At 63.5% G+C, this 24,281-nt stretch carries 23 protein-coding genes; 19 read left to right on the top strand and 4 right to left on the bottom strand.

Translation table 11 applies throughout. The features are described from left to right. Positions 1–6 precede the first annotated feature (6 nt). Positions 7–735 (bottom strand): ribonuclease PH, encoded by a 729-nt coding sequence (gene rph, locus BUA26_RS05805; protein ID WP_072758675.1) that lies wholly within the window; start codon positions 733–735, stop codon positions 7–9. A gap of 93 nt (positions 736–828) precedes the next feature. Here rph and BUA26_RS05800 point away from each other — a divergent pair, with 93 nt between their 5' ends. From BUA26_RS05800 to BUA26_RS05770, 7 genes are all read left to right on the top strand, one after another. Continuing rightward, positions 829–1,692 (top strand): YicC/YloC family endoribonuclease, encoded by an 864-nt coding sequence (locus BUA26_RS05800; RefSeq protein WP_072758673.1) that lies wholly within the window; start codon positions 829–831, stop codon positions 1,690–1,692. A 96-nt stretch (positions 1,693–1,788) separates the two neighbouring features. Next, entirely contained in the window at positions 1,789–2,409 is a 621-nt protein-coding gene (gene gmk, locus BUA26_RS05795) for a guanylate kinase (RefSeq protein WP_072758671.1), read from the top strand. Positions 2,410–2,472: 63 nt separating this feature from the next. Continuing rightward, entirely contained in the window at positions 2,473–3,309 is an 837-nt protein-coding gene (locus tag BUA26_RS05790) for an ABC transporter ATP-binding protein (RefSeq protein WP_072758669.1), read from the top strand. Next, the gene (gene mlaE, locus BUA26_RS05785; RefSeq protein ID WP_072758666.1) at positions 3,306–4,082 is read left to right on the top strand and encodes a lipid asymmetry maintenance ABC transporter permease subunit MlaE; all 777 of its coding nucleotides are present in this window, start codon (positions 3,306–3,308) and stop codon (positions 4,080–4,082) included. Before BUA26_RS05790 ends, mlaE begins: the two co-directional genes overlap by 4 nt. 63 nt (positions 4,083–4,145) lie before the next feature. After that, positions 4,146–5,021, top strand: coding sequence for an outer membrane lipid asymmetry maintenance protein MlaD (gene mlaD, locus BUA26_RS05780; protein WP_072760096.1), 876 nt, complete (start codon positions 4,146–4,148; stop codon positions 5,019–5,021). A gap of 29 nt (positions 5,022–5,050) precedes the next feature. Beyond that, on the top strand, positions 5,051–5,728 hold the full coding sequence (locus BUA26_RS05775; protein ID WP_072760094.1) for an MlaC/ttg2D family ABC transporter substrate-binding protein: 678 nt from the start codon (positions 5,051–5,053) through the stop codon (positions 5,726–5,728). A gap of 56 nt (positions 5,729–5,784) precedes the next feature. Further along, the gene (locus BUA26_RS05770) at positions 5,785–6,033 is read left to right on the top strand and encodes an STAS domain-containing protein (RefSeq protein WP_255368173.1); all 249 of its coding nucleotides are present in this window, start codon (positions 5,785–5,787) and stop codon (positions 6,031–6,033) included. Between the two features lie 77 nt (positions 6,034–6,110). Here the strand turns inward: BUA26_RS05770 and BUA26_RS05765 are convergent, their stop codons facing one another. Next, entirely contained in the window at positions 6,111–6,950 is an 840-nt protein-coding gene (locus BUA26_RS05765; protein WP_072758662.1) for an MlaA family lipoprotein, read from the bottom strand. Between the two features lie 201 nt (positions 6,951–7,151). Between BUA26_RS05765 and rpoZ the strand changes: the two genes are divergently transcribed. The 7 genes from rpoZ to BUA26_RS05730 all read left to right on the top strand — a co-directional run bounded on the left by rpoZ (position 7,152) and on the right by BUA26_RS05730 (position 15,420). Beyond that, positions 7,152–7,442 carry a DNA-directed RNA polymerase subunit omega gene (rpoZ, locus tag BUA26_RS05760; protein ID WP_007509529.1) on the top strand — a complete coding sequence of 97 codons (291 nt, stop codon included), beginning with the start codon at positions 7,152–7,154 and terminating at the stop codon, positions 7,440–7,442. 132 nt (positions 7,443–7,574) lie between these two features. Further along, positions 7,575–9,743, top strand: coding sequence for a RelA/SpoT family protein (locus BUA26_RS05755; protein ID WP_072758659.1), 2,169 nt, complete (start codon positions 7,575–7,577; stop codon positions 9,741–9,743). Positions 9,744–9,835: 92 nt separating this feature from the next. Further along, complete coding sequence (locus BUA26_RS05750) at positions 9,836–10,219, top strand: Rid family detoxifying hydrolase (protein WP_072758656.1); 384 nt, start codon at positions 9,836–9,838, stop codon at positions 10,217–10,219. 95 nt (positions 10,220–10,314) lie between these two features. After that, positions 10,315–12,432, top strand: coding sequence for an ATP-dependent DNA helicase RecG (gene recG / locus BUA26_RS05745; RefSeq protein WP_072758654.1), 2,118 nt, complete (start codon positions 10,315–10,317; stop codon positions 12,430–12,432). Positions 12,433–12,528: 96 nt separating this feature from the next. Then, positions 12,529–13,464 carry a nucleoside hydrolase gene (locus tag BUA26_RS05740; RefSeq protein WP_072758652.1) on the top strand — a complete coding sequence of 312 codons (936 nt, stop codon included), beginning with the start codon at positions 12,529–12,531 and terminating at the stop codon, positions 13,462–13,464. Between the two features lie 117 nt (positions 13,465–13,581). Beyond that, positions 13,582–13,836 carry a type B 50S ribosomal protein L31 gene (locus BUA26_RS05735; protein WP_072758641.1) on the top strand — a complete coding sequence of 85 codons (255 nt, stop codon included), beginning with the start codon at positions 13,582–13,584 and terminating at the stop codon, positions 13,834–13,836. A 288-nt stretch (positions 13,837–14,124) separates the two neighbouring features. Further along, a complete protein-coding gene (locus BUA26_RS05730) occupies positions 14,125–15,420 on the top strand; it encodes a citrate synthase (protein ID WP_072758639.1) in 1,296 nt (431 codons plus the stop codon). A gap of 88 nt (positions 15,421–15,508) precedes the next feature. Here BUA26_RS05730 and BUA26_RS05725 read toward each other — a convergent pair whose 3' ends face one another. Both BUA26_RS05725 and BUA26_RS05720 read right to left on the bottom strand, forming a co-directional pair. Beyond that, entirely contained in the window at positions 15,509–16,180 is a 672-nt protein-coding gene (locus BUA26_RS05725; protein WP_072758637.1) for a hypothetical protein, read from the bottom strand. A gap of 65 nt (positions 16,181–16,245) precedes the next feature. Continuing rightward, positions 16,246–18,768 (bottom strand): penicillin-binding protein 1A, encoded by a 2,523-nt coding sequence (locus BUA26_RS05720; protein WP_072758635.1) that lies wholly within the window; start codon positions 18,766–18,768, stop codon positions 16,246–16,248. Positions 18,769–19,020: 252 nt separating this feature from the next. On the opposite strand from BUA26_RS05720, the gene BUA26_RS05715 reads away from it, so the two are divergent. From BUA26_RS05715 to BUA26_RS05695, 5 genes are read left to right on the top strand one after another with little or no spacing between them, the layout of a single operon-like run. Continuing rightward, entirely contained in the window at positions 19,021–20,079 is a 1,059-nt protein-coding gene (locus tag BUA26_RS05715) for a pilus assembly protein PilM (protein ID WP_072758633.1), read from the top strand. Next, on the top strand, positions 20,079–20,831 hold the full coding sequence (locus BUA26_RS05710) for a PilN domain-containing protein (RefSeq protein WP_072758631.1): 753 nt from the start codon (positions 20,079–20,081) through the stop codon (positions 20,829–20,831). Before BUA26_RS05715 ends, BUA26_RS05710 begins: the two co-directional genes overlap by 1 nt. Continuing rightward, positions 20,828–21,487 (top strand): type IV pilus inner membrane component PilO, encoded by a 660-nt coding sequence (pilO, locus tag BUA26_RS05705; RefSeq protein ID WP_072758629.1) that lies wholly within the window; start codon positions 20,828–20,830, stop codon positions 21,485–21,487. Before BUA26_RS05710 ends, pilO begins: the two co-directional genes overlap by 4 nt. Then, positions 21,487–22,029 (top strand): pilus assembly protein PilP, encoded by a 543-nt coding sequence (locus BUA26_RS05700; protein WP_072758627.1) that lies wholly within the window; start codon positions 21,487–21,489, stop codon positions 22,027–22,029. Before pilO ends, BUA26_RS05700 begins: the two co-directional genes overlap by 1 nt. A gap of 56 nt (positions 22,030–22,085) precedes the next feature. Continuing rightward, complete coding sequence (locus BUA26_RS05695; protein WP_072758625.1) at positions 22,086–24,260, top strand: type IV pilus secretin PilQ; 2,175 nt, start codon at positions 22,086–22,088, stop codon at positions 24,258–24,260. Positions 24,261–24,281 lie beyond the last annotated feature (21 nt).

Here is a 24,281-nt window from a genome sequence, read left to right as displayed (position 1 = left end):
CCCGGCTTACAGCGCCAGCGCCGCGCGCTGTGCCGCGACCAGTTCGCCGATGCCTTTCTCGGCCAGCATCAGCAGGCCGTCCATCTCGTCGCGGCGGAAGGCATGGCCTTCGGCGGTGCCTTGCACCTCGATGAAGCCGCCGCCGTCATTCATCACCACGTTCATGTCGGTGTCGCAACCGGAGTCCTCGATGTAATCCAGGTCGAGCACCGGCAGGCCCTGGTAGATGCCGACCGACACCGCGGCGACCGCGCCGACGATCGGATTGCGCTTGAGGTTCTCGCGCTTCATCAGCAGATTCACCGCATCGACCAGCGCCACATACGCGCCGGTGATCGCGGCGGTGCGGGTGCCGCCGTCGGCTTGCAAGACGTCGCAGTCCAGCGTGATGACGCGTTCGCCCAGTGCCTGGCGATTAACGCAGGCGCGCAGCGAGCGGCCGATCAGACGCTGGATTTCCATGGTGCGGCCGCCCTGGCCGCCGCGCGCGGCCTCGCGCTGCATACGGGTGTTGGTAGCACGCGGCAGCATGCCGTATTCGGCGGTGACCCAACCCTCGCCCTTGCCACGCAGCCATGCCGGTGCGCGATCCTCGATGCTGGCGGTGCACAGCACGCGGGTGTCGCCGAAGCTCACCAGCACCGAACCCTCGGCGTGGCGGGTGTAGTGGCGTTCGATGCTGACAGTGCGCAGCTGGTCGCTGGCGCGACCGCTGGGGCGGGTGACGGAATTCATGGGGTAGTTCCTGGCGTCGCTTGGCCGGATTGGGCAAGGCGGGACGGGAGAGTTTACCATTGCACCCTTATCCCCACGTCCGGACGGCGCCAGATGATCCGCAGCATGACGGCTTACGCCAGTGCCGAAACCACCGGTCCCGCCGGAACGCTCAGCTGCGAGCTGCGCACGGTCAATCACCGATATCTGGAACTCAGTCCGCGATTGCCGGACGAATTGCGCAATTTCGAATCGCAGTTGCGCGAGCGGGTGGCGGCGAAGCTGTCGCGCGGCAAACTCGATCTGACCGTGCGTTTGCGCGGTGGCGATGCGCGCAGTGATTCGTTGCAGGTCAACAGCATGCTGCTGTCGCGCCTGTCAGAGCTGAACCTGGACATGACCGCGCTGTTTCCCGCCATGCAGGTGCAGTTCACCGAATTGTTGCGCTTCCCTGGCGTGATGCAGCAGACCGAGGCGGATCCGGAAGCGCAGCAGGCGGCGCTGTTCGACGTGCTCGATCGCGCGCTGGACGCGCTCACCGCGACCCGCGAACGCGAGGGCGAGAAACTGGGCGAGATCCTGCGCGACAAGCTGGACAGCATCGAGCGCGTGGTCGCCGACGTGCGCGGCTGGATGCCGGAAATCCGAACCGCGCTGCGTACCCGGCTGGAAACGCGACTGGCCGATCTCAAGCAGCCGGTCGAGCCGGGCCGGCTCGAACAGGAGCTGGTATTGCAGATCACTCGCACCGATGTGGACGAGGAGCTTGACCGGCTCAGCACGCACATCGGCGAAACGCGGCGGGTGCTCGGGTTGCAGGAGCCGGTCGGGCGCCGACTGGATTTCCTGATGCAGGAGTTCAATCGCGAGGCGAACACCCTGGGCTCCAAGTCAGTCGACGCACGCAGCACCAATGCAGCGGTCGAGCTGAAGGTGCTGATCGAGCAGATGCGCGAACAAGTGCAGAACATCGAATGAAGACGAGTTCGTCGACGTTGACTCCGCGCAAGACGTGGCCCCTCACCCCGACCCTCTCCCCGATGGGAAGAGGGGGCAAGCGAGCTTCGCATCTTTATGTCGATTGAAGGCACGCTGTTCGTGGTCGCGGCGCCCTCGGGCGCCGGCAAGTCCACCCTGGTCAACGCGCTGCTCGATCGCGAGCCGGCGATCTCGCTGTCGGTGTCGCACACCACGCGGCCGCCTCGTATCGGCGAGTTGTACGGACGGCATTACTACTTCGTCGAACGCGCCGAGTTCGAGCGTGAGATCAGCGAGGGCATCTTTCTCGAACACGCCGAAGTGCACGGCAACTTGTACGGCACCTCGCGCACGTCCGTGCAGGAGTTGCTGTCGCAAGGGCGCGACGTGCTGCTGGAGATCGACTGGCAGGGCGCCGAGCAGATCCGCCGCAGCAAGCCCGATTGCGTCAGTGTGTTCATCCTGCCGCCGTCGCGGGCGGAGCTCGAGCGACGCCTGCGCGGCCGCGGCTCGGACAGCGTCGAGGTGATCGAGCGCCGGCTGCACAATTCGCGCGGCGAGATCGCCCATGCGCACGAATTCGACTACATCCTGGTCAACGATGTGTTCGAGGATGCGCTGGCCGACTTGCAGGCGATCGTGCGGGCGGTGCGCCTGCGCAGCGCCTTGCAATGGCAGCGGCATGAATCGCTGATCACCGAATTGCTGGCGTTGTAGAAAGCCGCATGGCGTTGCGGCGCGTGTTCCATTACCTTGTCCTCCTTTGTGGCCGAAGTCTCCATGACTCAACCTGACCGCCAGCCGCCCGATGACAGCACCCTGGTGCGGATCCGTGGCCTGACCACGGTACTTAACGGCAAGACCATCTTCGACGCGCTGGATCTGGACATTCCGCGCGGCAAGATCACGGCGATCATGGGTCCCAGCGGTACCGGCAAGACCACCTTGCTCAAGCACATCACCGGCCAGATGCGCCCGGATGCGGGCGAGATCCGTGTCAATGGCGAGAACGTGGCCGACATGTCGCGCGAACAGCTGTACAAGATGCGCGAAGGCATCGGCTACCTGTTCCAGAACTCGGCCTTGCTGACCGATTTCGACGTGTTCGAGAACGTGGCGTTCCCGTTGCGCCAGCATACGCAGTTGCCAGAAGTGTTGATCCGCAACCTGGTGCTGCTGAAGCTGCAGGCGGTAGGGCTGCGTGGCGCGGCGGGGCTGATGCCGAACGAACTGTCCGGAGGCATGGCGCGGCGCGTGGCACTGGCGCGGGCGATCGTGTTCGATCCGATGCTGATCCTGTACGACGAGCCGTTCGTGGGGCTCGATCCGGTGGCGCTGAACCAGGTGTTGAAACTGATCCGTACCCTCAACCAGACATTGGGCATCACCAGCGTGCTCGTCGCGCACGAACTCGAAGCGGTCAAGCAGATCGCCGAGCATGTGTTCCTGATCGCGAACGGCAAGGTGGTGGCGCAGGGCGATCCGAAGACCATTGCAAACGATGGTTCGCCGTGGACGCGGCAGTTCTTCGGTGGCGAGGCGGACGGCCCGGTGCCGTTCCAGTATCCGGCCGGCGATTACGCCGAAGCGCTGGGCTTTTCCGGAGCGGCGAAATGAACGTGCGCGAGCCGCAACGCAATAACGTGGTGACTCAGTCGCTGGCGCAGATCGGCGCCTGCGGCCTGTTCCTGGTGACTTTGCTGGCGGCGATTCCGCGCAGCTTCCGCTACGTCCGCGAGACGATCCGCCAGCTGTGGTTCGTCGGTGCGATGAGCCTGACCATCATCATGGTCTGCGGCCTGTTCGTCGGCATGGTTCTGATGCTGCAGCTGTATCACGTGCTGTCGATCTTCGGCGGCACCTCGGCCAGCGGCATGGTGGTGGCGTTGTCGGTGTACCGCGAACTGGGGCCGGTGGTCACCGCGCTGCTGTTTGCCGGCCGCGCCGGCACCTCGATCACCGCCGAGATCGGCCTGATGCGCGCGACCGACCAGATCGACGCGATGGAGATGATGGCGGTCGATCCGATCGCCTACGTCGCCACGCCGCGCTTCCTGGCCGGGCTGATCGCCATGCCGCTGCTGTGTTGCGTGTTCTGCGCGATGGCCGTGCTGGGCGGCCATCTGGTCGGCGTGACCTGGCTCGGCATCGACAACGGCACGTTCTGGTCGAACATGACCGCGGAAGTGGACGTGCATACCGACATCGTCAACGGCGTGTTGCTCAAGAGCCTGGCGTTCGGCGCGGTGGTGTCACTGATCGCGGTATTCCAGGGCTTTACCACACCGCCGACCAGCGAAGGCGTGGCTTATGCCACCACCCGCACCGTGGTCGCTTCGTCGATCGCGATCCTGGCGCTGGACTTTGTGCTTACCGCGTTTCTCATGTGAGTGTGCCGACGTGACTGCCATGAACTCCATTTCGAATATCCGTACCCCATCGAGGATCGTGCCGTGAGCCAACCAAGAAGTTCCTACGCCGTCGGCACCGGCCTGTTCATCGTGCTGGGCTTCGCTGCGCTGGCTTATCTGGCCACCCAGACCAGCTCGGTGGCGAACGTGCACCAGGGCGACAGCTACACCCTCGACACCCAGTTCACCAACATCGGCCAGTTGAAAGAGCGCGCACCGGTGAAGATCGCCGGCGTCCGGGTCGGCCAGGTGAAGTCGATCACCTTGACGCCGGGCCACGAGGTGGCCGACGTGAAGCTGTCGATCGACAAGACTTACGACAAGATTCCGCAGGACTCGGTGGCGACGATCTTCACCAGCGGCCTGCTCGGCGACCAGTACGTGGGCATCCAGTACGGCAGCGCGAAGCAGGTCGTGGCGGCAGGCGGCACGTTGTCGCGGACCAAGTCGACCGAGCCGCTGGAGGAAATGCTCGGCAAGTTCTTCGGCGCCGGCAGCGTGGTCGACAATGTCGGCGGCAGCTATATGGTGAAGGCGGACTTCAGCAATGTGGGCGCGCTCTCGGTTGGCGCACCGGTGAAGATGGCTGGCGTGGTGATCGGCAGCGTGCAGTCGGTGCACGCCGATCCGGTCAAATTGAATGCTCAAGTCGTGCTGGCGATCGACAAGCGCTACAACGCGATTCCGGACGATTCTTCCGCCGCGGTGTTCACCAGCGGTTTGATCGGCACCCAGTATGTTGCGATCCAGCCCGGCGGCTCGCCTGACGCGCTCAAGGACGGCGACGAGATGATCCTGACCCAGTCCGCGATGCAGCTGGAGGATCTTATCGGCAAGTTCCTGGTCAACGGTTCGCCCAACGACAAGAAAGACGCCGGCAACGGCAAATCATCCGATACCCCCGCCGGCAAACATTGAGCCGGTTCTGCTTGCTGAAGGAGTTATTCATGTTGCGCAGACTGGCTCTTGCCACCGCCCTTGCATTCGGCACTGTCGTGGCCGCCCCGGTATTTGCCCAGGAGGCTGCTGCGCCTGCCGCCGCCGGACAGGCACAGGCACCCTTGCAGATCGTGCAAAGTATTGCCGATCAGCTGGCTTCGGCGATCGAGGGGCATCGTGACGAGCTGAAGCACAATCAGGAAAAACTGATCAACATCATCGACGAGGTGTTCCTGCCGCACTTCGATATCGACTATGCCTCGATCCTGGTGCTCGGCCAGCATGCCCACGAAGCCACCCCGGAGCAGCGCCAGCGCTTCGCCAAGGCGTTCTACAACTCGATCACGCACCGCTATGCCGAGGGCTTGCTCAATTATTCGCGCGGTCGGGTCAAGGTGTTGCCGTTCAACGGCGACCTCAACGACAAACGCACCATGGTGCGTACCCAGGTGGTGTTGGACGACGGCAAGCTGGTGTCGATCGACTACGCTTTCCGCAAGGGTCGCAGCGGTGACTGGAAGGCCTACGACGTGGTCATCGAAGGTATTTCCTACGTCACCAATTACCGCAACCAGGTGGACGCCGAGGTCCGCAAGGTCGGCATTGAGCAGTTGATCAAGAACCTCGAAACCCAGGGCGAAAAGGCGCTGGAGACGATGGCCAAGGACAACAAGGACGCGAAGTGAGCAGCGCCGCCGAGCCCCGGTTCCAGCTGGATAACGGCACGCCTGGAACGCTTGGCGTGAGCGGTGTGCTGAGCTTCGAGACGGCGGCGGCGGCACTGCGGGCGATCCAGTCCGCGTTGGCTGCGGGCAGCGTGGCGCGACTTGACCTGACGGGCGTCCACCAAAGCGACAGTGCCGGCCTTGCTTGCGTGCTGGCTGTCACGGCCGAGGCCGACCGGCGCGGACGTACCTTGCAAGTCGTCCAGATTCCGGCCGGCATGCGGGTGCTGGCGCAGGTCTGCGAGGTCGAACCTCTGATCGCCTGATCCGTCATTGGCGTGCCGCAACAACAAGAAGGGGCCAGATGGCCCCTTCTTGTTGTCATCGACATCGGCAATCGACGTCAGTGTGATTGCGGCTGCTTGGTCGCGTTGTCCGGATGCTTGTTTTCCCACTGGTGCTGCTGATCCAGCAGCTCGTCGGGATCGAAGTTCTTGTCATCCAGCCCCTGCATCTGCTGGATGAGCTCCGTTGGCGGGTTGCCGTCGTAGATCGCATACAAGCGCTGTTGCCGGTATGCATCGCGGATGAATACGTAAGGGTCGTAGGCGGACTTCAGGAAGCTCTCGGCGTCGATTCCGCGCGAACGCAAGGTCACCAGATACATCGCCTGCGGCAGATATTCCAGGCCGTTGTAGTCGTGGTTGCTGGCGTACAGGCTCAATGGATCGAAGAAGTAACTGTCGACCGGCAGGCGCCAGATATCGCGCGCGGTACTGGGGCCGAAGAACGGCAACATCAGGAAGTCGCCTTCCGGCGCACCCCAGCGTGCCAGGGTGATGCCGAAATCGTTGTCTTCCAGCGGCAGGCCTAGCTGGCTGGCCGGATCGAACAAGCCGCCGATGCCCAGGGTCAGGTTGACCAGAAACCGGCTGGTGCTCTGCAGCGCCTGTTTCGGGCGTGCCTGAAGCAGATCGTTGGCGACCGTGATCGGCATCCGGATGTTGGTAAAGAAATCGCTGAACGAGCGACGCAGCGGGGGAGTGGTCACCTTGCGGTAGCCGACCGCGACCGGGCGGATCACCGCCTTGTCCACCGCGTCGTTGAATTTGTAGGCGTCCCGGTTGTACTTCTCCAACGGGTCGTCGGTGCGTGGCTTGGCAATCGTGCAACCCGCCAGCAAGGCGACCGCGAGCACGGGCAACCAGCGGCTCAGTGAGGGAAGTCGAAGCTTTGGGGGCATGGGTGCGGGGGATTCGCGTCGAGGGGCAGTATAAGTGTACTGTCTGGTTTTATATCTTGCACGGCTTTCGGTGTGCTTTCGCAGATTCAGTGCCGATCCGCGCGCAGCCCGCCATGATACGCGTTGCCCGCATTGCCAGCAAAGCACCCGCTGGCTACACTGTCAGACCATATAAGTCATTTTATTCTCTAAGGATTTCGCATGGCACGTATTACCGTGGAAGACTGCCTCGAGGTGGTCGATAACCGTTTCGAGCTGGTGCTGATGGCAACCAAGCGCGCGCGCCAGCTGGAAAAGGGCGCCGAACCGGCGGTCAACCCCGATCATGACAAGCCGACCGTGCTGGCACTGCGCGAGATCGCAGCCCGCCGCATCGATCAGGCCACGATCGATCAGATCGACAAGGCCGAGCGCGAGCGCGCCGAGCGCGAGGCGCTGGAGTGGGCCGCGGCCGAGGTTGATGACGATCTGTCCAAGGGCGGCGACGATTGATGGACGACGGCTGCTGTAGAACGCGCGGCTGCTGCACCGGCTGGTCCGGTGCGATGGTCTGTGTGCGTCCGGCAGTCGTTGGCTGCAGCCGCACCTGCGACGAGGTGGGCGCCTGAGCTGGCGCCAATACCGATGACAGCGGCGACCCATTCCGCGTCGGTCGATCTATCCGCGTTGCCACCGTATGTGCTGGCATTGAAAGAGCGCATTGCCTACCTGCCCGACGCGCAGGTCGAGCGTGTGCTGCGCGCCTTCCAGATCGGCGCGCAGGCGCATGCGGGACAGGAGCGCAAGAGCGGCGAACCGTATATCACCCATCCGGTGGCGGTGGCGGGGATCCTGGCGGAACTGGGGCTGGATGCCGAAACGATTATCGCGGCGATCCTGCACGACACCTTGGAAGATACCGAGCTCAGCCGCGAGGTGCTTGCTGCCGAGTTCGGCGAGGTGGTGGCCGAACTGGTCGACGGCGTCACCAAGCTGGACAAGATGCGTTTCGGCAGTCGCCAGGAAGCCGATGCGGAGAGCTTCCGCAAGATGCTGCTGGCGATGGCGCGCGACCTGCGCGTGATCCTGATCAAGCTGGCCGATCGCCTGCACAACATGCGCACGCTCGGCGCCAAGGACGCACCCTCGCGCCGACGTATCGCACGCGAGACGCTGGAGATCTTCGCGCCGATCGCGCAGCGGCTGGGCATGAACAAATTCAAGGCGGAGCTGCAGGACCTGGGCTTTCGCGCGCTCTATCCCGATCGCTATCGGGTGATCAGCGAGCGCATCCGGGCAGCGCTCGGCAACCGTCGCGAGGCGATGGGCAAGATCGAGGCGGCGCTGTCGGCACGGCTCAGCGCCGATCATCTGCAAAACCGCGTGGTCGGCCGTATCAAATCGCCGTGGAGCATCTATTCGAAGATGCACAGCGAGCACAAGAGTTTCGCCCAGTTGATGGATGTCTACGGTTTTCGCGTGGTCGTCGACAGCGCGATGAGCTGCTACATGGCGTTGGGTGTAGTGCACGCGCTGTACAAGCCGGTGGACAAGCGCTTCAAGGATTTCATCGCGATTCCGAAGGCCAACGGCTACCAGTCGCTGCATACCGTATTGCTGGGGCCTTTCGGCGCGCCGATCGAGGTACAGATCCGCACCGCCGAAATGGAGTCGGTGGCCGAAAGCGGTGTCGCCGCGCATTGGGCGTACAAGACCGAAAGCGGCCCGGCCAACAGTGCGCAGGCGCGCGCACGCGAATGGCTGTCGTCGTTGGCGGACAGTTCGGCGCACACCGTCTCGTCGTCGGAGTTCATCGAGAACGTCAAGATCGATCTGTTCCCGGACGAGGTTTACCTGTTCACCCCGCGTGGCCACATCCTGTCGCTGCCGCGCAATGCCACCGCGCTGGACTTCGCCTACGCCGTGCATACCGATGTCGGCGACCATGCAGTGGCGGCGCGGGTGGACAAGAAACTGCTGCCGTTGCGCACGCGGCTGGAGTCGGGCCAACTGGTGGAAATCATCACTGCACCTTCGGCAGTGCCGAATCCGGCATGGCTTGAAGTGGTGGTCACCGGCAAGGCGCGCACAGCTATTCGGCAATACCTGAAACATCTACAACACGAGGATGCGGTCGACTTCGGCCACCGTATGCTGGACCGGGCGCTGGATGCGCAGGGCAGCAGCCTGGACGGTATTCCGGCGGCGGTGCTGGATCGATTCCTGGAAACGTCCAAGCTCAAGCGGTTGGAGGAACTCCTGTCCGACATCGCGCTGGGCAATCGCATGCCCGACGTGGTTGCCAGCCAACTGCTGGCATCGCGTGGCAAGAAGGCCGGCGGCAAGCGGCAGACGACGCCGCACGTGCACGAGAAGATCCGCATCACCGGCGCCGAGCGCGGCGTACTCAGTTTCGCCAACTGCTGCCATCCGCTGCCGGGCGACGACATCATCGGCTACCTTTCGTCGGGCAAGGGCATCGTGGTCCATCGCGAGGAATGCCCCAACGTCGTCGAACTGCGCAAATCGCCGGAACGCTGTGTGGCGATCGAGTGGGACCGCGATGTGCAGGGCGACTATCGTGCGGAGCTGCGCATCGAGGTAATCAACCGCCCCGGCGTGCTGGCTACCGTGGCCGCGGCGATCGCTGCAGCGGATTCGAATATCGACAACGTGGAATACGTCGAGCGCGACGCCGCCGCCGCAACCCTGCTGTTCGCGATGGAAGTGAAGAATCGTAAGCATCTGGCCGACGTGATCCGTCGCGTGCGCCGTACCGGAGTGGTCAGCGGGGCGCATCGATATCCCTTGTAGAGAAGAGAGTGGGGAGAAGTGAGAAACGAGTACGAGGGCTGTTAGCATCCTCTCGTTTCTCACTCCTCTCCACTCTCCACCTGAGGTTTCCCATGTCCCGCAACATCATCGCCACCGAACTGGCGCCGGCCGCGATCGGCCCGTATTCGCAGGCTGTGCGCGCCGGCAATACCGTGTATTTCTCCGGGCAGATTCCGCTCGATCCGGCTACCGCGTCGATGGTCGACGGCGACATCACGGTGCAGACGCGGCGTGTGTTCGACAACCTCACCGCCGTGGCGCAAGCCGCCGGCGGTTCGCTGGCGCAGATCGTGCGCATCGGCATCTATGTCACCGATCTGGCCAATTTCGCGGCAGTCAATGCGGTGATGGCGGAGTATTTCCAGCCGCCGTATCCGGCGCGCTCCACCATCGAAGTGTCCGGGTTGCCGAAGGCGGCGCAGGTAGAAGTGGACGCGGTGATGGTGTTGCCGTGAGACGGGCCGACTGATTTTTCGCGCGCCCCGCACCGACAGTCCATGTCGTTATCCGGCTTACGATGCGAGACGCTGCTCGGTTAGGCTTGCACGTCATGGCCGCCCGCACTGTTCGTCCTGCTCCCCCTGCTGACACCGACCCGGGCATGGTACCGGTCAGTGCGCTGCCGGGTGTCGGCCCCGCTTTGGTCGCGGCACTCGCGCGGCTAGGACTGGAGCGGGTGCAGGACCTGTGGTTTCACCTGCCGCTGCGTTACGAGGACAAGACCCGGGTCACCGCCATCGCCGATTTGCGCGTCGGCGAGCGGGCGCAGGTCGAGGGTGTGGTGGAGGCGGTCGAACGCGGCTTTCGCTATCGCCCGCAGTTGAAGGTGGCGATCGGAGACAACAGCCGACAGACCTTGTTGCTGCGCTTTTTCCATTTCAACCGGGCGCAGGCCGAACAGTTGCTGCCAGGCACACGTCTGCTTTGCTACGGCGAGGTGCGACACGGAGCGCAGGGGCTGGAGATGGTGCATCCCACCTATCAGCGTCTGGGCGGCGACGAAACAGTCAACGTCGACGAACTGCTCAGCCCGGTGTATCCGACGACCGAAGGGCTGGGCCAGAAGCGGCTGGCCGGCGTGATCGCGAAGGCGATGGCACTGCTGCCGCCGGCCGAACGGCTGGAGCTGATTCCACCCGAGCTGTGCGCTGAGCACGGCCTCACCTCATTGCGTGACGCGTTGTTGTACGTGCATCGGCCACCACCGGATGCGCATCTGGGCCAGCTCATGCTGGGGCAGCATCCGGCGCAACAGCGGCTGGCGTTCGAGGAGCTGCTGACCCAGCACTTGAGTCTGAAACGCATGCGTGCGGCGGTGCGTCGTCGGCATGCACCGAAGCTGGGCGGCGGAGATGGCGTCCTGCGCGCGCAGTTGCTGGGTGGCCTGCCGTTCCAGCTGACTGCGGCGCAACAGCGCGTCAGCGCCGAAGTGGCGCAGGACCTGGCACAGGCCAAGCCGATGCTGCGGCTGGTCCAGGGCGATGTCGGCAGCGGCAAGACGGTCGTTGCCGCGCTAGCTGCGCTGGCCGCGGTGGAAGCGGGTCATCAGGTGGCCTTGATGGCGCCGACGGAGTTACTCGCCGAGCAGCACCTGCACAATTTCCGGCATTGGCTGCGGCCGCTCGGCATCGAGGTGGCATGGTTGGCCGGCAAGGTGACCGGCAAGGCACGCAAGCTGGCGCTGGAGCGGGTCGCCGCCGAGGCCTCGGTAGTGATCGGCACGCATGCCTTGATGCAGGAAGGAGTGGCGTTTGCGCGGCTCGGGCTGGTGATCGTCGACGAACAGCATCGCTTCGGTGTGCAGCAGCGACTCGCCTTGCGCGACAAGGGTAAAGATGGCGAGTTGGTGCCGCATCAGTTGGTGTTGACCGCCACACCGATCCCCCGCACGCTGGCGATGAGCGCGTACGCCGATCTGGATGTCTCCTCGATCGACGAGCTGCCGCCGGGCCGCACGCCGGTGCAGACCATCGCGATCTCGAATGCGCGGCGGCTGGAAGTGATCGAGCGCATCCACGCCGCCTGCGCCGAGGGACGCCAGGCGTATTGGGTGTGCACGCTGATCGAGGAATCGGAGCAACTGAGAGCGCAGGCAGCCGAAGTGGCGCACGCCGAACTGTCCGCCGCGTTGAGCGGATTCCGGATCGGCCTGATTCACGGCCGCATGAAGCCCAAGGAAAAGCAGGCGGTGATGGACGCGTTCAAGGCCGGCGAGCTGGCCGTGCTGGTGGCGACCACGGTGATCGAGGTCGGCGTGGATGTGCCCAGGGCCAGCTTGATGGTGATCGAGAACAGCGAGCGACTCGGCCTGGCCCAGCTGCATCAGCTGCGCGGTCGCGTCGGCCGCGGTGCGCTCGCTTCCAATTGCGTGCTGCTGTATCAGCCGCCGCTGGGCCAGCTGGCGCGTGAGCGGCTGCAGGTGATGCGCGACACCAATGACGGTTTCCGTATCGCCGAAAAGGATCTGGAGTTGCGCGGTCCCGGCGAAGTGCTCGGTACCCGCCAGACCGGCCAGCTCAGTTTCCGCATCGCCGACCTGACCCGCGACGCGCATCTGCTGCCGGCGGTGCAACAGGTCGGCGAGCACATGTTGAAGGAACATCCGCGGCAGACCGGGCAGCTGATCGAGCGCTGGATCGGCGGTGCCGCGCGGTTCGTCCATGCGTGAAGCGCGGCTATCTGTCGTGTCCGTTCCGCTAAGCTAGTCCATGGCATCAAGCCGACCCCTATCCCACGCCCACTTCTATTCGCCGACTTCTATTCAATGAGCAAACCGCAACTCCTGATTGATACCGACCCCGGCGTGGACGATGCACTGGCGATCTTGATGGCGCATGCGCATGCCGACATCGCCGGCTTGAGCATCGCCGCCGGCAACGTGGGACTCGACCACACTGTGCGCAACGCGCGCGTCTTGCTCGATGTGCTGGGCAGCACCGCGCCGGTGTTCGCCGGGTGTGCCACGCCGCTGGTGCGTGCGGCGGACGAGGACGCGGCGTTCGTGCATGGCACGGATGGTTTCGGCGATGTCGGTTTTCCCGAACCGAGAGCTCCGCTGTCGGCCGAGTCGGCTGCGCTGGCACTGCTGCGGCTGACCCGTGAGCGTCCTGGCGAACTGACCCTGGTGGCGCTGGCGCCGTTGACCAATCTGGCGCTGGCGCTGCGGCTGGATCCCAGCTTGCCCGAGCGCGTCGCGCGGCTGGTCGTGATGGGTGGTGCGGTGACCGGTCATGGCAACACCGGCAAGGTACCGGCCGAGTTCAACGTTGGCTTCGATCCGGAGGCGGCGCACGTGGTGTTCGAAGCGTTCCCGTCATTCGACCTGGTCGATTGGGAGGCCACCTTGCGGCATGCCTTCGACGATGCCGAATTCAACGGCTGGCTGGCGGCCGGCGACCGGCGTGCGGACTTCTTCGGACGGATCGTCGCCACGGCGCGCCAGTACAACGCGACGCATGCCCGCCGCGGCCTGATCGCCGCCGATGCGTTGGCGATGGCGGTGGCGATCGACCCGGCTATCGTCACCCGCCAGGAGACGCGTGCGGTGGCGGTGGAGCTGGATGGTCGACTGACTCGCGGCGCCACGGTGGTCGACTGGGCCGCGCGGCTGGGTCGCCCGGCGCAGGCGAATATCGTGCTGGAAGTGGATCACGCCCGCTTTTCCGCCATGGTGCGGCGGGCCCTGGGCGCGCAGGGCTGAGGGATGCGCGGGCTCGCGCCGGTACGTCGGTTCGGCGTTTGAATGGGCGCAGGCTTGCGGCGGCGGTCAATTTCTCGTTACAATACCGCTCTTTTCACCACCGCTTTAGAGCCCGTCATGAAGCCTGCTATCCATCCGAACTACAACCCGGTGGTGTTCCAGGACCTGTCGTCCGACTTCTCGTTCCTGACCAAGTCGACCATGTCCAGCAAGGAAACCATCAAGTGGGAAGACGGCAATGAGTACCCGCTGATCAAGGTGGATATCTCCAGCCATTCGCACCCGTTCTACACCGGCAAGCAGAAGTCGCTGGATGTCGGCGGCCGCGTCGACAAGTTCCGTCGCCGCTATGCGGGCATCGTCAAAGAGTAAGCGATGCCATCGGCCGGCGCTTCGCGCTGGTCGACCAGGATTCCGACTCGAAGATACCGAATCAAAGCGCGGGGCAAGTGCAGACTTGCCCCGTGTTTTTTCGTGCCTGGGGTTCGACCATTCGCCGTCGAATGTGGATGGGGCCTTATGCGATAATGGTCGGTGAGCTGACGCCACGGCGTCCGTTGCATCGCATCTTTCCCCGAGTGCGGTGCCAGACATTCCCTCGCTGGGTGGCGCCGTCATTGCGGTTGCCGCCGGCGACGACCCACATGTAAGGAGGTTTCCGTGTCCGAATCCAAGATTGTCAAGCTGGTGGATGAGTCGAGCAACCGCAGCAGCGAGCTGCCGCTGATCAGCGGCACGCTCGGCCCGGCGTGCATCGACATCGGCACGCTGTACAAGGACACCGGTCACTTCACCTACGACCCCGGTTACGGCAGCACCGCCAGCACCAAGAGCGCGATCACCTATATCGATGGCGACGAGGGCGTGCTGCTGTATCGCGGCTACCCGATCGAGCAGCTGGCGCAGCAGTCCAGTTTCCTCGAGGTGTCCTACCTGTTGCTCAATGGCGAGCTGCCGAACAAGGCGCAGTTCGAGGGCTTCGAGCACGACATCACGCACCACACGATGATGCACGAGGCGCAGAAGAACTTCTTCCATGGCTTCCACCACGACGCGCATCCGATGGCGATGCTTGCCGCGGCGGTGGCTTCGTTGTCGGCGTTCTATCACGACGACCTCAATGTCGATGATCCGGCCGACCGCAAGCTGGCCGCGATCCGCCTGATCGCCAAGATGCCGACGATCGCCGCCGCCTGCTACCGTTATTCGATCGGCTGGCCGATGCGCTATCCGCGCAACAACCTGGAGTACGTCGACCGTTTTCTGCACATGATGTTCGAGGTGCCGAGCGAGCCGCTGCAGATGAACCCCGTCGCCGCCAAGGCGCTGGACCTGCTGTTCATCCTGCACGCCGACCATGAGCAGAACGCGTCCACCTCGACCGTGCGTCTGGTCGGTTCGACCGGTGCCAATCCGTACGCGTCGATCGCCGCAGGCATCACCGCGTTGTGGGGGCCGGCGCATGGCGGCGCCAACGAGGCTGTGCTCAAGCAGCTCAAGGAAATCGGTACGCCGGACAAAGTCGAGACCGCGGTCAAGCGGGCCAAGGACAAGAACGACAGCTTCCGCCTGATGGGCTTCGGCCATCGCGTATACAAGAACTTCGATCCGCGCGCGAAGATCATCCGCGAGATGTGCCACAAGGTGCTGGCCGAGCTGGGTGTCAACGATCCGTTGCTCGACGTGGCGATGAAGCTGGAAGAGGCGGCGCTGAAGGATGATTATTTCGTCGAGCGCAAGCTGTACCCGAACGTCGACTTCTATTCCGGCATCATCTACAAGGCGCTTGGCATTCCGACCGAGATGTTCACCGTGATGTTCGCGATCGCACGGACCTCAGGCTGGATCGCACACTGGATCGAACAGCATGAAACGCCCGGATCGCGGATCGGTCGCCCGCGCCAGATCTATACCGGCGCCGATGTGCGCGATTACGTACCGACAGCCAAGCGCTGATCCGCGATCCGGCAACACGCGTCCTACAGCGAAACTCCCCGGCTTCGACCGGGGCGTTTGCATATGTGTGGGGATGAGGTGATCCGGTTCAGCGCAGCGCGGCGCTCAGTCGCTGCTCGAAGTCTTCGTCTGAGCTCTCGCCCAGCAGGATTTCCACCTGAGCCAGCGTGGCGCGGCGCATTGGCCGATCGTCGGTCCGATTGAGCGGCGCCTGGCGCAGCGCGTCGCGTGGCAGCACGGTGAGATCGAATGGCAGCTCGTCGGCGGCAAACAACAGGACCGGGTACTCGGGCTGATCATCCCGGCTGCTGCGCAGCCGGCGGTTCTGCGTTTCGAACGGTACGCCGTGATCGTGCAGGTACAGCGCGACCGCGTCGGGATCGTCACTGAACACATGCAGGCATACCGCGGAGTGCGCATCGGCGGTGCCTTCCAGCACGGCGCCGACCAGGCGTGGCTCGAACGCAGCGAGAAAGCGCATCGCCTCGACGGCGGCCTCGCGCCGTTGCCGCAACAACTGCGGTTGGCTGTCGGCGAGAAACAGGCGCTGGTGTTCGCGCAGCGCCTGCTCGATCTCCATATTGCGCGGCAACGCCTGCGTTTCGAGAATTCCCAGTCGTTCGGCTGCCTTCAACTTGGCATGGTGAAAATCGCGGATGCCGTGTTCGCTCATCAGGCGGGCGGCTTCCTGGGCGATGCGTACGCGATTGCGTTGCAAGCGATCATGCGCGTGGATGCGGTGGTGTTCGCCTCGAGACATGGCGCGCTCCTCATCAGTGGATGGCAGCGAGGGTGAAGTCCGCAGTGCCCGGACCGCCTCGTTGGTCAGAAGATGTCGTAGGCGTGCTGCTGATCCTGCTCCTTCTGCTGGGCGGCCTGACTGCGCAGCCGATCGACATCTTCCACCTTGAATATTTCGTTCATGCTGTCCGGATCGCCGGCGGCGGTAGGCAGTCCATTCTGGCGATTGATCAATACCGTACTGATTCCCGGCGGCATCGGCAACGTGCTCGGCGGCAGATCCTTGAGGGCGGCGGCCGTGTAGTCCATCCAGATAGGAAGCGCCGCCTTGGCGCCGAACTCGCCGTGGCCCAGCGAGGTGTAGTCGTCGAAGCCGACCCAGACTGCCGTCGACAAGTCGCCGTTGAAGCCGACGAACCAGGCGTCGCGATGATCGTTGGTAGAGCCGGTCTTGCCCGCGAGATCGTCGCGGCCCAGCGCCTTGGCGGCGAAGCCGGTGCCACGCAGGATCACGTCCTTCATCAGCGAGGTAACCAGATAGTCGTTGCGTGCATCGATCACCAGCGGCGCGAGCACCGGCGGATGCGCATTCTCGCCATGCACGTCGGCCGGCAAGACGGCTTCGCCGACGCCGTCGACGCTGCTGGATTCCGCGGGCGCGGTGGCGCTGGCCAGGTTGTTGGCCGGGGTCGACAGCATGTTGGCCGGTGGCGGGCCGGGCGGGCGCGAGTCAAGCAGACGCTCCTGGCAGCTGCGGCAAGCGCGCGCGGGATTTGCCACGTAGACCGGTTTGCCGCTACGGTCGTCGATCTCGTGGATGAAATACGGCGTGACCAGGTAGCCGCCATTGGCAAACACCGCGTAGCCGCGGGCCATGCTCATCGGCGACGCCGACGCGGTACCCAGCGCCATCGACAAGTTGGCCGGGATCGCATCCAGCGAGAAGCCGAAGCGGGTGGCGTACTCGCGCGCGTAACGCACACCGATCGCGTCGAGCAGGCGTACCGAAACCAAGTTCTTCGACTGCACGAGTGCCTCGCGCAGTCGCATCGGCCCGGCGAACTTGTCGTCGTCGTTGGACGGGGTCCACAGGCCATTCGGCTTCGACGGATCGGGCAATGCCAATGGCGCATCGTTGACGATCGAGGAAGGCGTGAAACCGCGCTCGAAAGCAGCCGAATACAGGTACGGCTTGAAACTCGAGCCGGGCTGGCGCGCCGCCATCACGGCGCGGTTGAACTTGCTGCGCACGAAGTTGAAGCCGCCGACCAGCGCCTGGATCGCACCGTCTTCCGGATTGATGGAAGTCAACGCCGCCTGTGCGGCCGGAATCTGCGCAAGCTGCCACTCGCCTTTCTCGTCGCGCGCAAGCCGGATGATATCGCCGCGCTTGAGCAGGCTGCTGACACTGGTTGGCGCGGCGCCGACGCGGTCATCGTCGACATGTGGGCGCGCCCAGCTCATCGCGGCCAGATCGAGGATCACGTTTTCGTGGCTGGGCAGGTAAATCGTCGCCTGTCTGGCATCGCTGGTCGTGACAAGTCCCGGCAGCAAACCGGAAACGTTGGTGTAGCTGGACAGCAGGCTGTCGTATTCCGCCGCGCCGGCATCCGCGGGCAGATCCTGATGGGCCTCCGGTCCGCGCCAGCCGTGCCGGTGATCGTAGATGATCAGCCCGTCGCGCAAGGCTTCCACAGCCATCTGCTGGTTCTTGCTCTGCAGAGTGGTCTTGACTACATAGCCTTCGGTGAGCGCGTCGTTGCCGAACCGGTCGAGTACCTGCCGCCGCACCATCTCAGCCAGATAGGGCGCATCCACTTCGATCGGCTGTTCGTGCGGATAGGCACGGTTCGGCTCGGCAATGGCCTGCTCGTACATCGCCTTGGTGATGTAGTTGTGCCGCAGCATCTCGCCCAGTACCCAGTTGCGGCGGGCGATCCCGCGCTTGGGGTTGTTGATCGGGTTGACCATCGAAGGCAGCTGGAAGGTCGAGGCGAGCATGGCGCATTCGGCGACGGTCAGCTGGTCCAGCGTCTTGCCGTAGTAGTACTCCGCCGCGGCGGCCACGCCATACGAGCGGTGGCCCAAGAACATCTTGTTGAGATACAGCTCGATGATCTGGTCTTTGCTGAGTTCATGCTCGATGCGAAGCGCGATGAAGATCTCGGTGAGTTTGCGTGAGTAGAGCTTTTCGGGGCTTAGGAAGATGTTGCGCGCCACCTGCTGGGTAATCGTCGAGCCGCCAGGCCCCTTGTCGCCGCCCGTCGCGATGACGTGCCAGCCGGCGCGGACGATGCCGTGCCAGTCCACGCCTGGATGGTGGTAGAAATCCGCGTCTTCGGCCGACAGCACCGCATGTTTGAGCCGATCGGGCACATTTTCGATGGCCACCGGAATGCGTCGCGTCTCGCCGAAACTGGCGATCAGCTTGCCATCGGCGCTCAAGACGCGCAGCGGCACCTGCATGTGGTAGTCCTTGAGGTCCGCCACCGAGGGGAGCCTGGGGGCTATCAGCCAGTACGCCACACCAACTGCGACAACTGCCAGGAGCAAACCGGAAAAGGCCAGGATCAATGCCCAGCGCAACAAACGCTTGAAAATTCGCATGGTGTGGGGATAGCGAGACCTGAGTCAAAACATGGCAGAGTATAGATGTAGCAGTATTCGGCACATGCGGCAGGGTTGGCTAAAGCAAGGGTCGCGCCACTTGAGGGGATTCCACAATTGTGTTGGACATCACGTCAATTACTTGAGAAAGTTTCTGTAGACCGTTGCCATTACGTTAATTTTTCGATTTAATGCCACTGCGCACCCCGCCAGGATTCTGGCTACGGGCGTCAGCGGCAAGGGGGAAACACCGTGGGGCTCTTTACACCCAAGAAGCCGGCGCTGATTGGTGTCGACATCAGTTCGACTGCCGTCAAGCTGCTGCAGCTAAGTCAAGTGGGCGGTCGCTATCGCGTCGAGCACTACGCGGTCGAGCCACTGCCGCCCAATGCCGTGGTCGAAAAGAACATCGTGGAAGTCGAGGCGGTAGGCGAGGCGATTCGTCGCGCGCTGGCGCGTTCGGGTTCCAAGCTCAGGCACGGCGCGGCCGCGGTGGCCGGTTCCGCCGTAATCACCCGCATCATTCCGATGACCGGCGAGCTTTCCGATGACGATCTGGAAGGCCAGATCCAGGTCGAGGCGAACCAGTACATCCCCTACCCGATCGACGAAGTCAGCCTCGATTACGAGGTGATCGGGCCGGTGCGCGACAACCCCGACATGAATAACGTGCTGCTGGCGGCCTCGCGTACCGAGAACGTCGACATGCGCGTGGCGGCGCTGGATCTGGGCGGAATCACCGCCAGCGTGATCGACGTCGAGGCGTTTGCGATGGAGAACGCGTTTGCGATGGTGGCCGACCAGCTCAACGTCGGCCGCGATGCGCTGGTTGCGGTGGTCGATATCGGCGCCACGATGACCACGCTGTCGGTGCTGCGCAACCAGCGCACCATCTATTCGCGCGAACAGGTTTTCGGCGGCAAGCAATTGACCGACGAAATCATGCGCCGCTTCGGGCTCTCCTACGAGGAAGCGGGCCGCGCCAAGCGCAAGGGCGGCCTGCCCGAGTCCTATGAGACCGAGGCGCTGGAGCCGTTCAAGGAATCGCTGATCCAGCAGATCAGCCGGCTGTTGCAGTTCTTCTTTGCCGGTAGCGAATACAGCAAGGTCGATCAGGTGGTGCTGGCCGGTGGTTGCGCCTCGATCGAAGGACTGGGCCCGATGCTGGAAGAGCAGCTCGGGGTGCCGTGTGTCGTCGCCAATCCGCTGGCCCGCATGTCGCTGTCGCCACGGGTGCAGGCGCAGTCGCTGGCGCAGGACGCTCCCGCGCTGATGATCGCGGTCGGCCTCGCCTTGAGGAGCTTCGACTGATGGCACACGTCAACCTACTTCCGTGGCGCGCCGAGCGACGCAAGCTCCGCGAGCGCGAGTTCTACATGCAACTGGTCGCCGCCTTCGTGGTGGCGCTGGGCGTGCTGCTGCTGTGGATCTTCTGGATGGATCAGCGCATCGACAACCAGAACGAGCGCAACACGTATCTGCAGACCGAGATCAAGCAACTCGACGTGCGCATCGCCAAGATCAAGGATCTGGAAAAGGTGCGCGAGCACCTGCTGGCACGCAAGCAGATCATTGAGCAATTGCAGGCGGACCGTTCGCAGATGGTGCACTTGTTCGACGAACTGGTGAAGACGATTCCTTCCAGCGCGCGCTTGAACGGGCTGAAGCAGAATGGCCAGTCCATGTCGCTTGATGGCGTGGCGCAATCCAACGCCAGCGTCGCCGAATACATGCGCAATGTCGAAAGCTCGCCGTGGATGGGTCATACCGATCTGCGCAAGACCGAAAACACCCATGACGCCACCCGCATGCCGTATGCCTTCGGCTTGGATGTCACGTTGAGCCGGCCCAAGGCGGATGAGGCCGACGCCGGCAAGGAACCGGTGCAGCCAGCCGAGGCCGGTTCCAGCGCAGCTCCCGCAACAGCGGTCCCGGCAACGTCCGGTACTGCCGCCAAGGCAACGACTGCCGCGCCCGCGAAGCCCGCCGATACAGCCGCGAAACGGGCGCCGGAAGCCAAACCAGCGAGTGCGCCTGCTGCCACGGGAGGAACCAAGTCATGAAGTTCCTCGACGATATTCGCAACCTCGACCGCAACAACGTCGGTGGCTGGCCGCAATCGGTCAAGGTGTTTTTCATCGCGCTGCTGTGCGCCGTCGTCTTGCTGTTCGGCTGGTATTTCTTCGTCAGCGACCAGCAGGACACCTTGAAGACGCTGGCCGGCAAGGAAGACCAGCTCAAGCAGGAGTTCTCGGCCAAGCAGGCCAAGTCGGTCAATCTCGAGGCGCTGCAACAGCAGCTCGACGAGATGCAGGATATGTTGCGCCAGTTGCTGCGCCAGCTGCCCAGCAAGACCGAGATGCCCGAATTGCTGGTCGACATTTCGCAAACCGCGCAGTCGGCAGGGTTGGAAAGCGATTTGTTCCAGCCGGGTCCGGAAACTCCGAAGGACTTCTACGCGGAGAAACCGATCACGCTGCGCATGACGGGTACCTATCACCAGTTTGGCACCTTCATCAGCGGCGTGGCTTCGCTGCCGCGAGTGGTGATCCTGACCTTGCATGACGTCTCGCTGACTCCGAAAGATCCGGGCAAGGGCGGCAATGCAGGAGGCCAACTCGTGCTGCAGGGCACCGTGAAGACTTACCGCTACCTGGACGACGAAGAAAGCGCGGCGGCGACTGCCGGCGGCAAAGGCAAGGCGAGGGGAGCGAAATGATGAATAAGTTTGCTCCCGCCAAGCCGGCATCCACGGCGCGGCTCCTGCTGATGCTGGGTATCGCATTGGTGCTCAGCGGCTGTACCCGGGGCATGTCGGATCTGCGCGACTGGGTGGCGCAGGAAAAGGCCAAGAAGGGCGCACCGATCCCGCCGCTGCCGGTGATCAAGACCTTCGAGACATTCAAGTACGACGATCAGGATCGACGTGATCCCTTCAGTCCGAGTACGGCCGAGTTGCAGACCAATGCCGCGACAACCGGTCCGCGACCGGACGCCAATCGCGCCAAGCAACCATTGGAGATGTTCGCACTGGACAGTCTCAGGATGGTCGGTACGGTCGGTGTCGGCGCGGGCATGGAAGTGTTGATCAAGGATCCGGGTGGCGTGATCCATCGCGTCCATGCCAACGAATACATGGGGCAGAACTACGGGCATGTCACCGCGATCAGTGAAGATCACATTGACCTGGTCGAGTTGGTATCCAACGGTAATGGTGGCTGGATGGAACGTCCCGCCAGCATCGCGCTCGACGCGAAATAGGAAATACAGGGGCTGATGCAATGACCAACCAAATCCAATCCGTCCGGGGCCGTGTCATGCGCCATGCGATCCGTTACACGTTGATGGGCCTGCTGATCGCCGGCGCCACCTGGGCCAGCGCCGCGATGGCAGCCACCACCACGCTGAAGAACATCAGCTATGACGCACTGCCTGGCGGCAGCGTCGAGTTGCATATGGACTTCGGCGGGCCGGTGCCGCAGCCTAAGATATTCACCACCGGCAATCCACCGCGCATCGCGGTCGACTTCGCCGACACCGACAACGCGGCCGCGCGGCATCTCGATATCGGCAAGGGCTCGACCTCGGGCGTATCCGCGGTAGCCGCTGGTGGACGTACCCGGGTGGTGATCGAGTTGATGCGCGAATCGAGCTACCGCTCGCGGGTCGAAGGCAACAGCCTGATACTTACCGTCAACAACGGCGGCGCGGATCAGTCCGTGACCACGGCTTCCACCATCGATCCGAGCAAGGCGCTGCCGTCTTCGTCGAATGGTCCAGCGATCTCCAACATCGATTTTCGCCGCGGTCCGAATGGCGAGGGTCGTGTGCTGGTCAGCTTCAGCGCTGGCGGCGCGAACGCTGAAATGACCCGCAAGGGCGACAAGGTGCTGGTCAACATCGATCATGCGAACCTGCCATCCAATCTTGCTCAGCGCCTGGATACGCTGGATTTCGCCACGCCGGTGCAATCCATCATCACGCGTGCCGGCACGGGCGGCGGTGCCCGTCTGGAAATCGCGGTCAAGGGCGATGTCGAGACCTCGGCCTATCAGACTGCCGATCAGTACGTGGTCGAAGTGGCACCTAAGAAAGCCGCCGCCAAAGATGAAAAGCTGGCCAAGCTGGGCCAGGAGCCGGATTATAACGGCAAGCGCGTCACTTTCAATTTCCAGGACATTCCGGTGCGTTCGGCACTGCAGCTGATCGCCGATATTTCCGGGCTCAACCTGGTGGCTTCGGACAGCGTCGGCGGCAGCGTCACCTTGAGGCTGGTCAATGTGCCGTGGGATCAGGCGCTGGATGTGATCCTGCGCGCCAAGAGCCTCGACAAGCGTCGTAACGGCAACGTGGTCTGGGTTGCGCCCCAGGCCGAACTGGCCAAGTACGAACAAGACGTGGCCGACGCCAAGCTCAAGGCGCAGGACACCGCCGAGCTGGTCACCGACTACGTGCCGATCAGCTACGGCAAGGCCTCCGATATAGCCACGCTTTTGACGAGCGGCAGCAAGCAAGGCGGTGGTGGTGGTGGCGGAGCCAACACTCAGCGCGGCTTCCTGTCGCCCCGTGGCAGCGTGTCCTTCGACGTGCGCACCAATACGCTGCTGCTCAACGATACGCCGGAGAAAATAAAGCAGATACGGGACGTGATCGCGGTGCTGGACAAGCCGGTGCAGCAGGTGCTGATCGAGTCGCGCATCGTGGTCGCCACAGATGATTTCACCCGTGACTTGGGCGCGAAATTCGGTATCAGCGGACGGCAGAACAATACGCAGTTCCAGAATGCTGCCGCGGCCCAGCCGAATTTGGCGAGTGGCATCGGTGGCGGTAATGTGGTTTCGATTGGTGGTCACGACACTGGCAACGGCACCACGGGTGGTGGCCTTAACGTGAACCTGCCGGCCAGTGGTGCGGCCGGTAGCTTCGGCTTGGCTATCCTCGGCGCCAACTACGCGCTCGACCTGGAGCTTTCCGCCGCACAGACCGAGGGCCGCGGTGAAGTCATCTCCAGTCCTCGAGTGATCACCGCCAATCAGCAGGAAGCGGTGATCCGCCAAGGCCAGGAAATTGGCTATGTCACCTTCCAGAACAGCACCGGTGGCGGCGCGGGCAGCGGCACCGCCACGGTACAGTTCAAGGACGCGGTGCTGGAGCTGAAGGTGACCCCGACGATCACTGCCGACAATCGCGTCTACCTGATGATCAACGTCAAGAAGGATGCGCTGGCCGGTTACGTGGATGCACCTGGCAGCGGCAAGATCCCGACCATCGACACCCGCGAGATCAACACGTCGGTGCTGGTGGATAACGGTCAGACCGTGGTGCTCGGCGGTATCTACGAAATCAACAAGTCCAATACCACGACCAAGGTGCCGGGCCTGGGCGACATCCCCGGTGTCGGCGTACTGTTCCGCAAGACTTCGCGGGCCAATAGCAAGGCCGAACTGCTGATCTTCGTGACGCCACGCATTCTCAGCGATACGTTGCAATAGGCTCCGGTGCACAGCGTTTGA

Source organism: Rhodanobacter sp. OK091, from assembly GCF_900142825.1.
Taxonomy (GTDB): domain Bacteria; phylum Pseudomonadota; class Gammaproteobacteria; order Xanthomonadales; family Rhodanobacteraceae; genus Rhodanobacter.
The sequence above is the reverse complement of the archived record's forward strand: the minus strand, read 5'-3'. Positions and strand labels throughout refer to the sequence as shown.

What these genes read in the sequence shown, in the direction of transcription:
- BUA26_RS05695 (WP_072758625.1), top strand. Translation starts at nt 22,086, where the DNA reads ATGCGCCATGCGATCCGTTACACGTTGATGGGCCTGCTGATCGCCGGC.
- rph (WP_072758675.1), bottom strand. Translation starts at nt 735, where the DNA reads ATGAATTCCGTCACCCGCCCCAGCGGTCGCGCCAGCGACCAGCTGCGC.
- BUA26_RS05790 (WP_072758669.1), top strand. Translation starts at nt 2,473, where the DNA reads ATGACTCAACCTGACCGCCAGCCGCCCGATGACAGCACCCTGGTGCGG.
- BUA26_RS05750 (WP_072758656.1), top strand. Translation starts at nt 9,836, where the DNA reads ATGTCCCGCAACATCATCGCCACCGAACTGGCGCCGGCCGCGATCGGC.
- BUA26_RS05755 (WP_072758659.1), top strand. Translation starts at nt 7,575, where the DNA reads ATGACAGCGGCGACCCATTCCGCGTCGGTCGATCTATCCGCGTTGCCA.
- BUA26_RS05775 (WP_072760094.1), top strand. Translation starts at nt 5,051, where the DNA reads ATGTTGCGCAGACTGGCTCTTGCCACCGCCCTTGCATTCGGCACTGTC.
- BUA26_RS05710 (WP_072758631.1), top strand. Translation starts at nt 20,079, where the DNA reads ATGGCACACGTCAACCTACTTCCGTGGCGCGCCGAGCGACGCAAGCTC.
- BUA26_RS05800 (WP_072758673.1), top strand. Translation starts at nt 829, where the DNA reads ATGATCCGCAGCATGACGGCTTACGCCAGTGCCGAAACCACCGGTCCC.
- BUA26_RS05720 (WP_072758635.1), bottom strand. Translation starts at nt 18,768, where the DNA reads ATGCGAATTTTCAAGCGTTTGTTGCGCTGGGCATTGATCCTGGCCTTT.
- rpoZ (WP_007509529.1), top strand. Translation starts at nt 7,152, where the DNA reads ATGGCACGTATTACCGTGGAAGACTGCCTCGAGGTGGTCGATAACCGT.
- BUA26_RS05740 (WP_072758652.1), top strand. Translation starts at nt 12,529, where the DNA reads ATGAGCAAACCGCAACTCCTGATTGATACCGACCCCGGCGTGGACGAT.
- BUA26_RS05725 (WP_072758637.1), bottom strand. Translation starts at nt 16,180, where the DNA reads ATGTCTCGAGGCGAACACCACCGCATCCACGCGCATGATCGCTTGCAA.
- BUA26_RS05700 (WP_072758627.1), top strand. Translation starts at nt 21,487, where the DNA reads ATGAATAAGTTTGCTCCCGCCAAGCCGGCATCCACGGCGCGGCTCCTG.
- recG (WP_072758654.1), top strand. Translation starts at nt 10,315, where the DNA reads ATGGCCGCCCGCACTGTTCGTCCTGCTCCCCCTGCTGACACCGACCCG.
- gmk (WP_072758671.1), top strand. Translation starts at nt 1,789, where the DNA reads ATGTCGATTGAAGGCACGCTGTTCGTGGTCGCGGCGCCCTCGGGCGCC.
- mlaE (WP_072758666.1), top strand. Translation starts at nt 3,306, where the DNA reads ATGAACGTGCGCGAGCCGCAACGCAATAACGTGGTGACTCAGTCGCTG.
- pilO (WP_072758629.1), top strand. Translation starts at nt 20,828, where the DNA reads ATGAAGTTCCTCGACGATATTCGCAACCTCGACCGCAACAACGTCGGT.
- BUA26_RS05735 (WP_072758641.1), top strand. Translation starts at nt 13,582, where the DNA reads ATGAAGCCTGCTATCCATCCGAACTACAACCCGGTGGTGTTCCAGGAC.
- BUA26_RS05765 (WP_072758662.1), bottom strand. Translation starts at nt 6,950, where the DNA reads ATGCCCCCAAAGCTTCGACTTCCCTCACTGAGCCGCTGGTTGCCCGTG.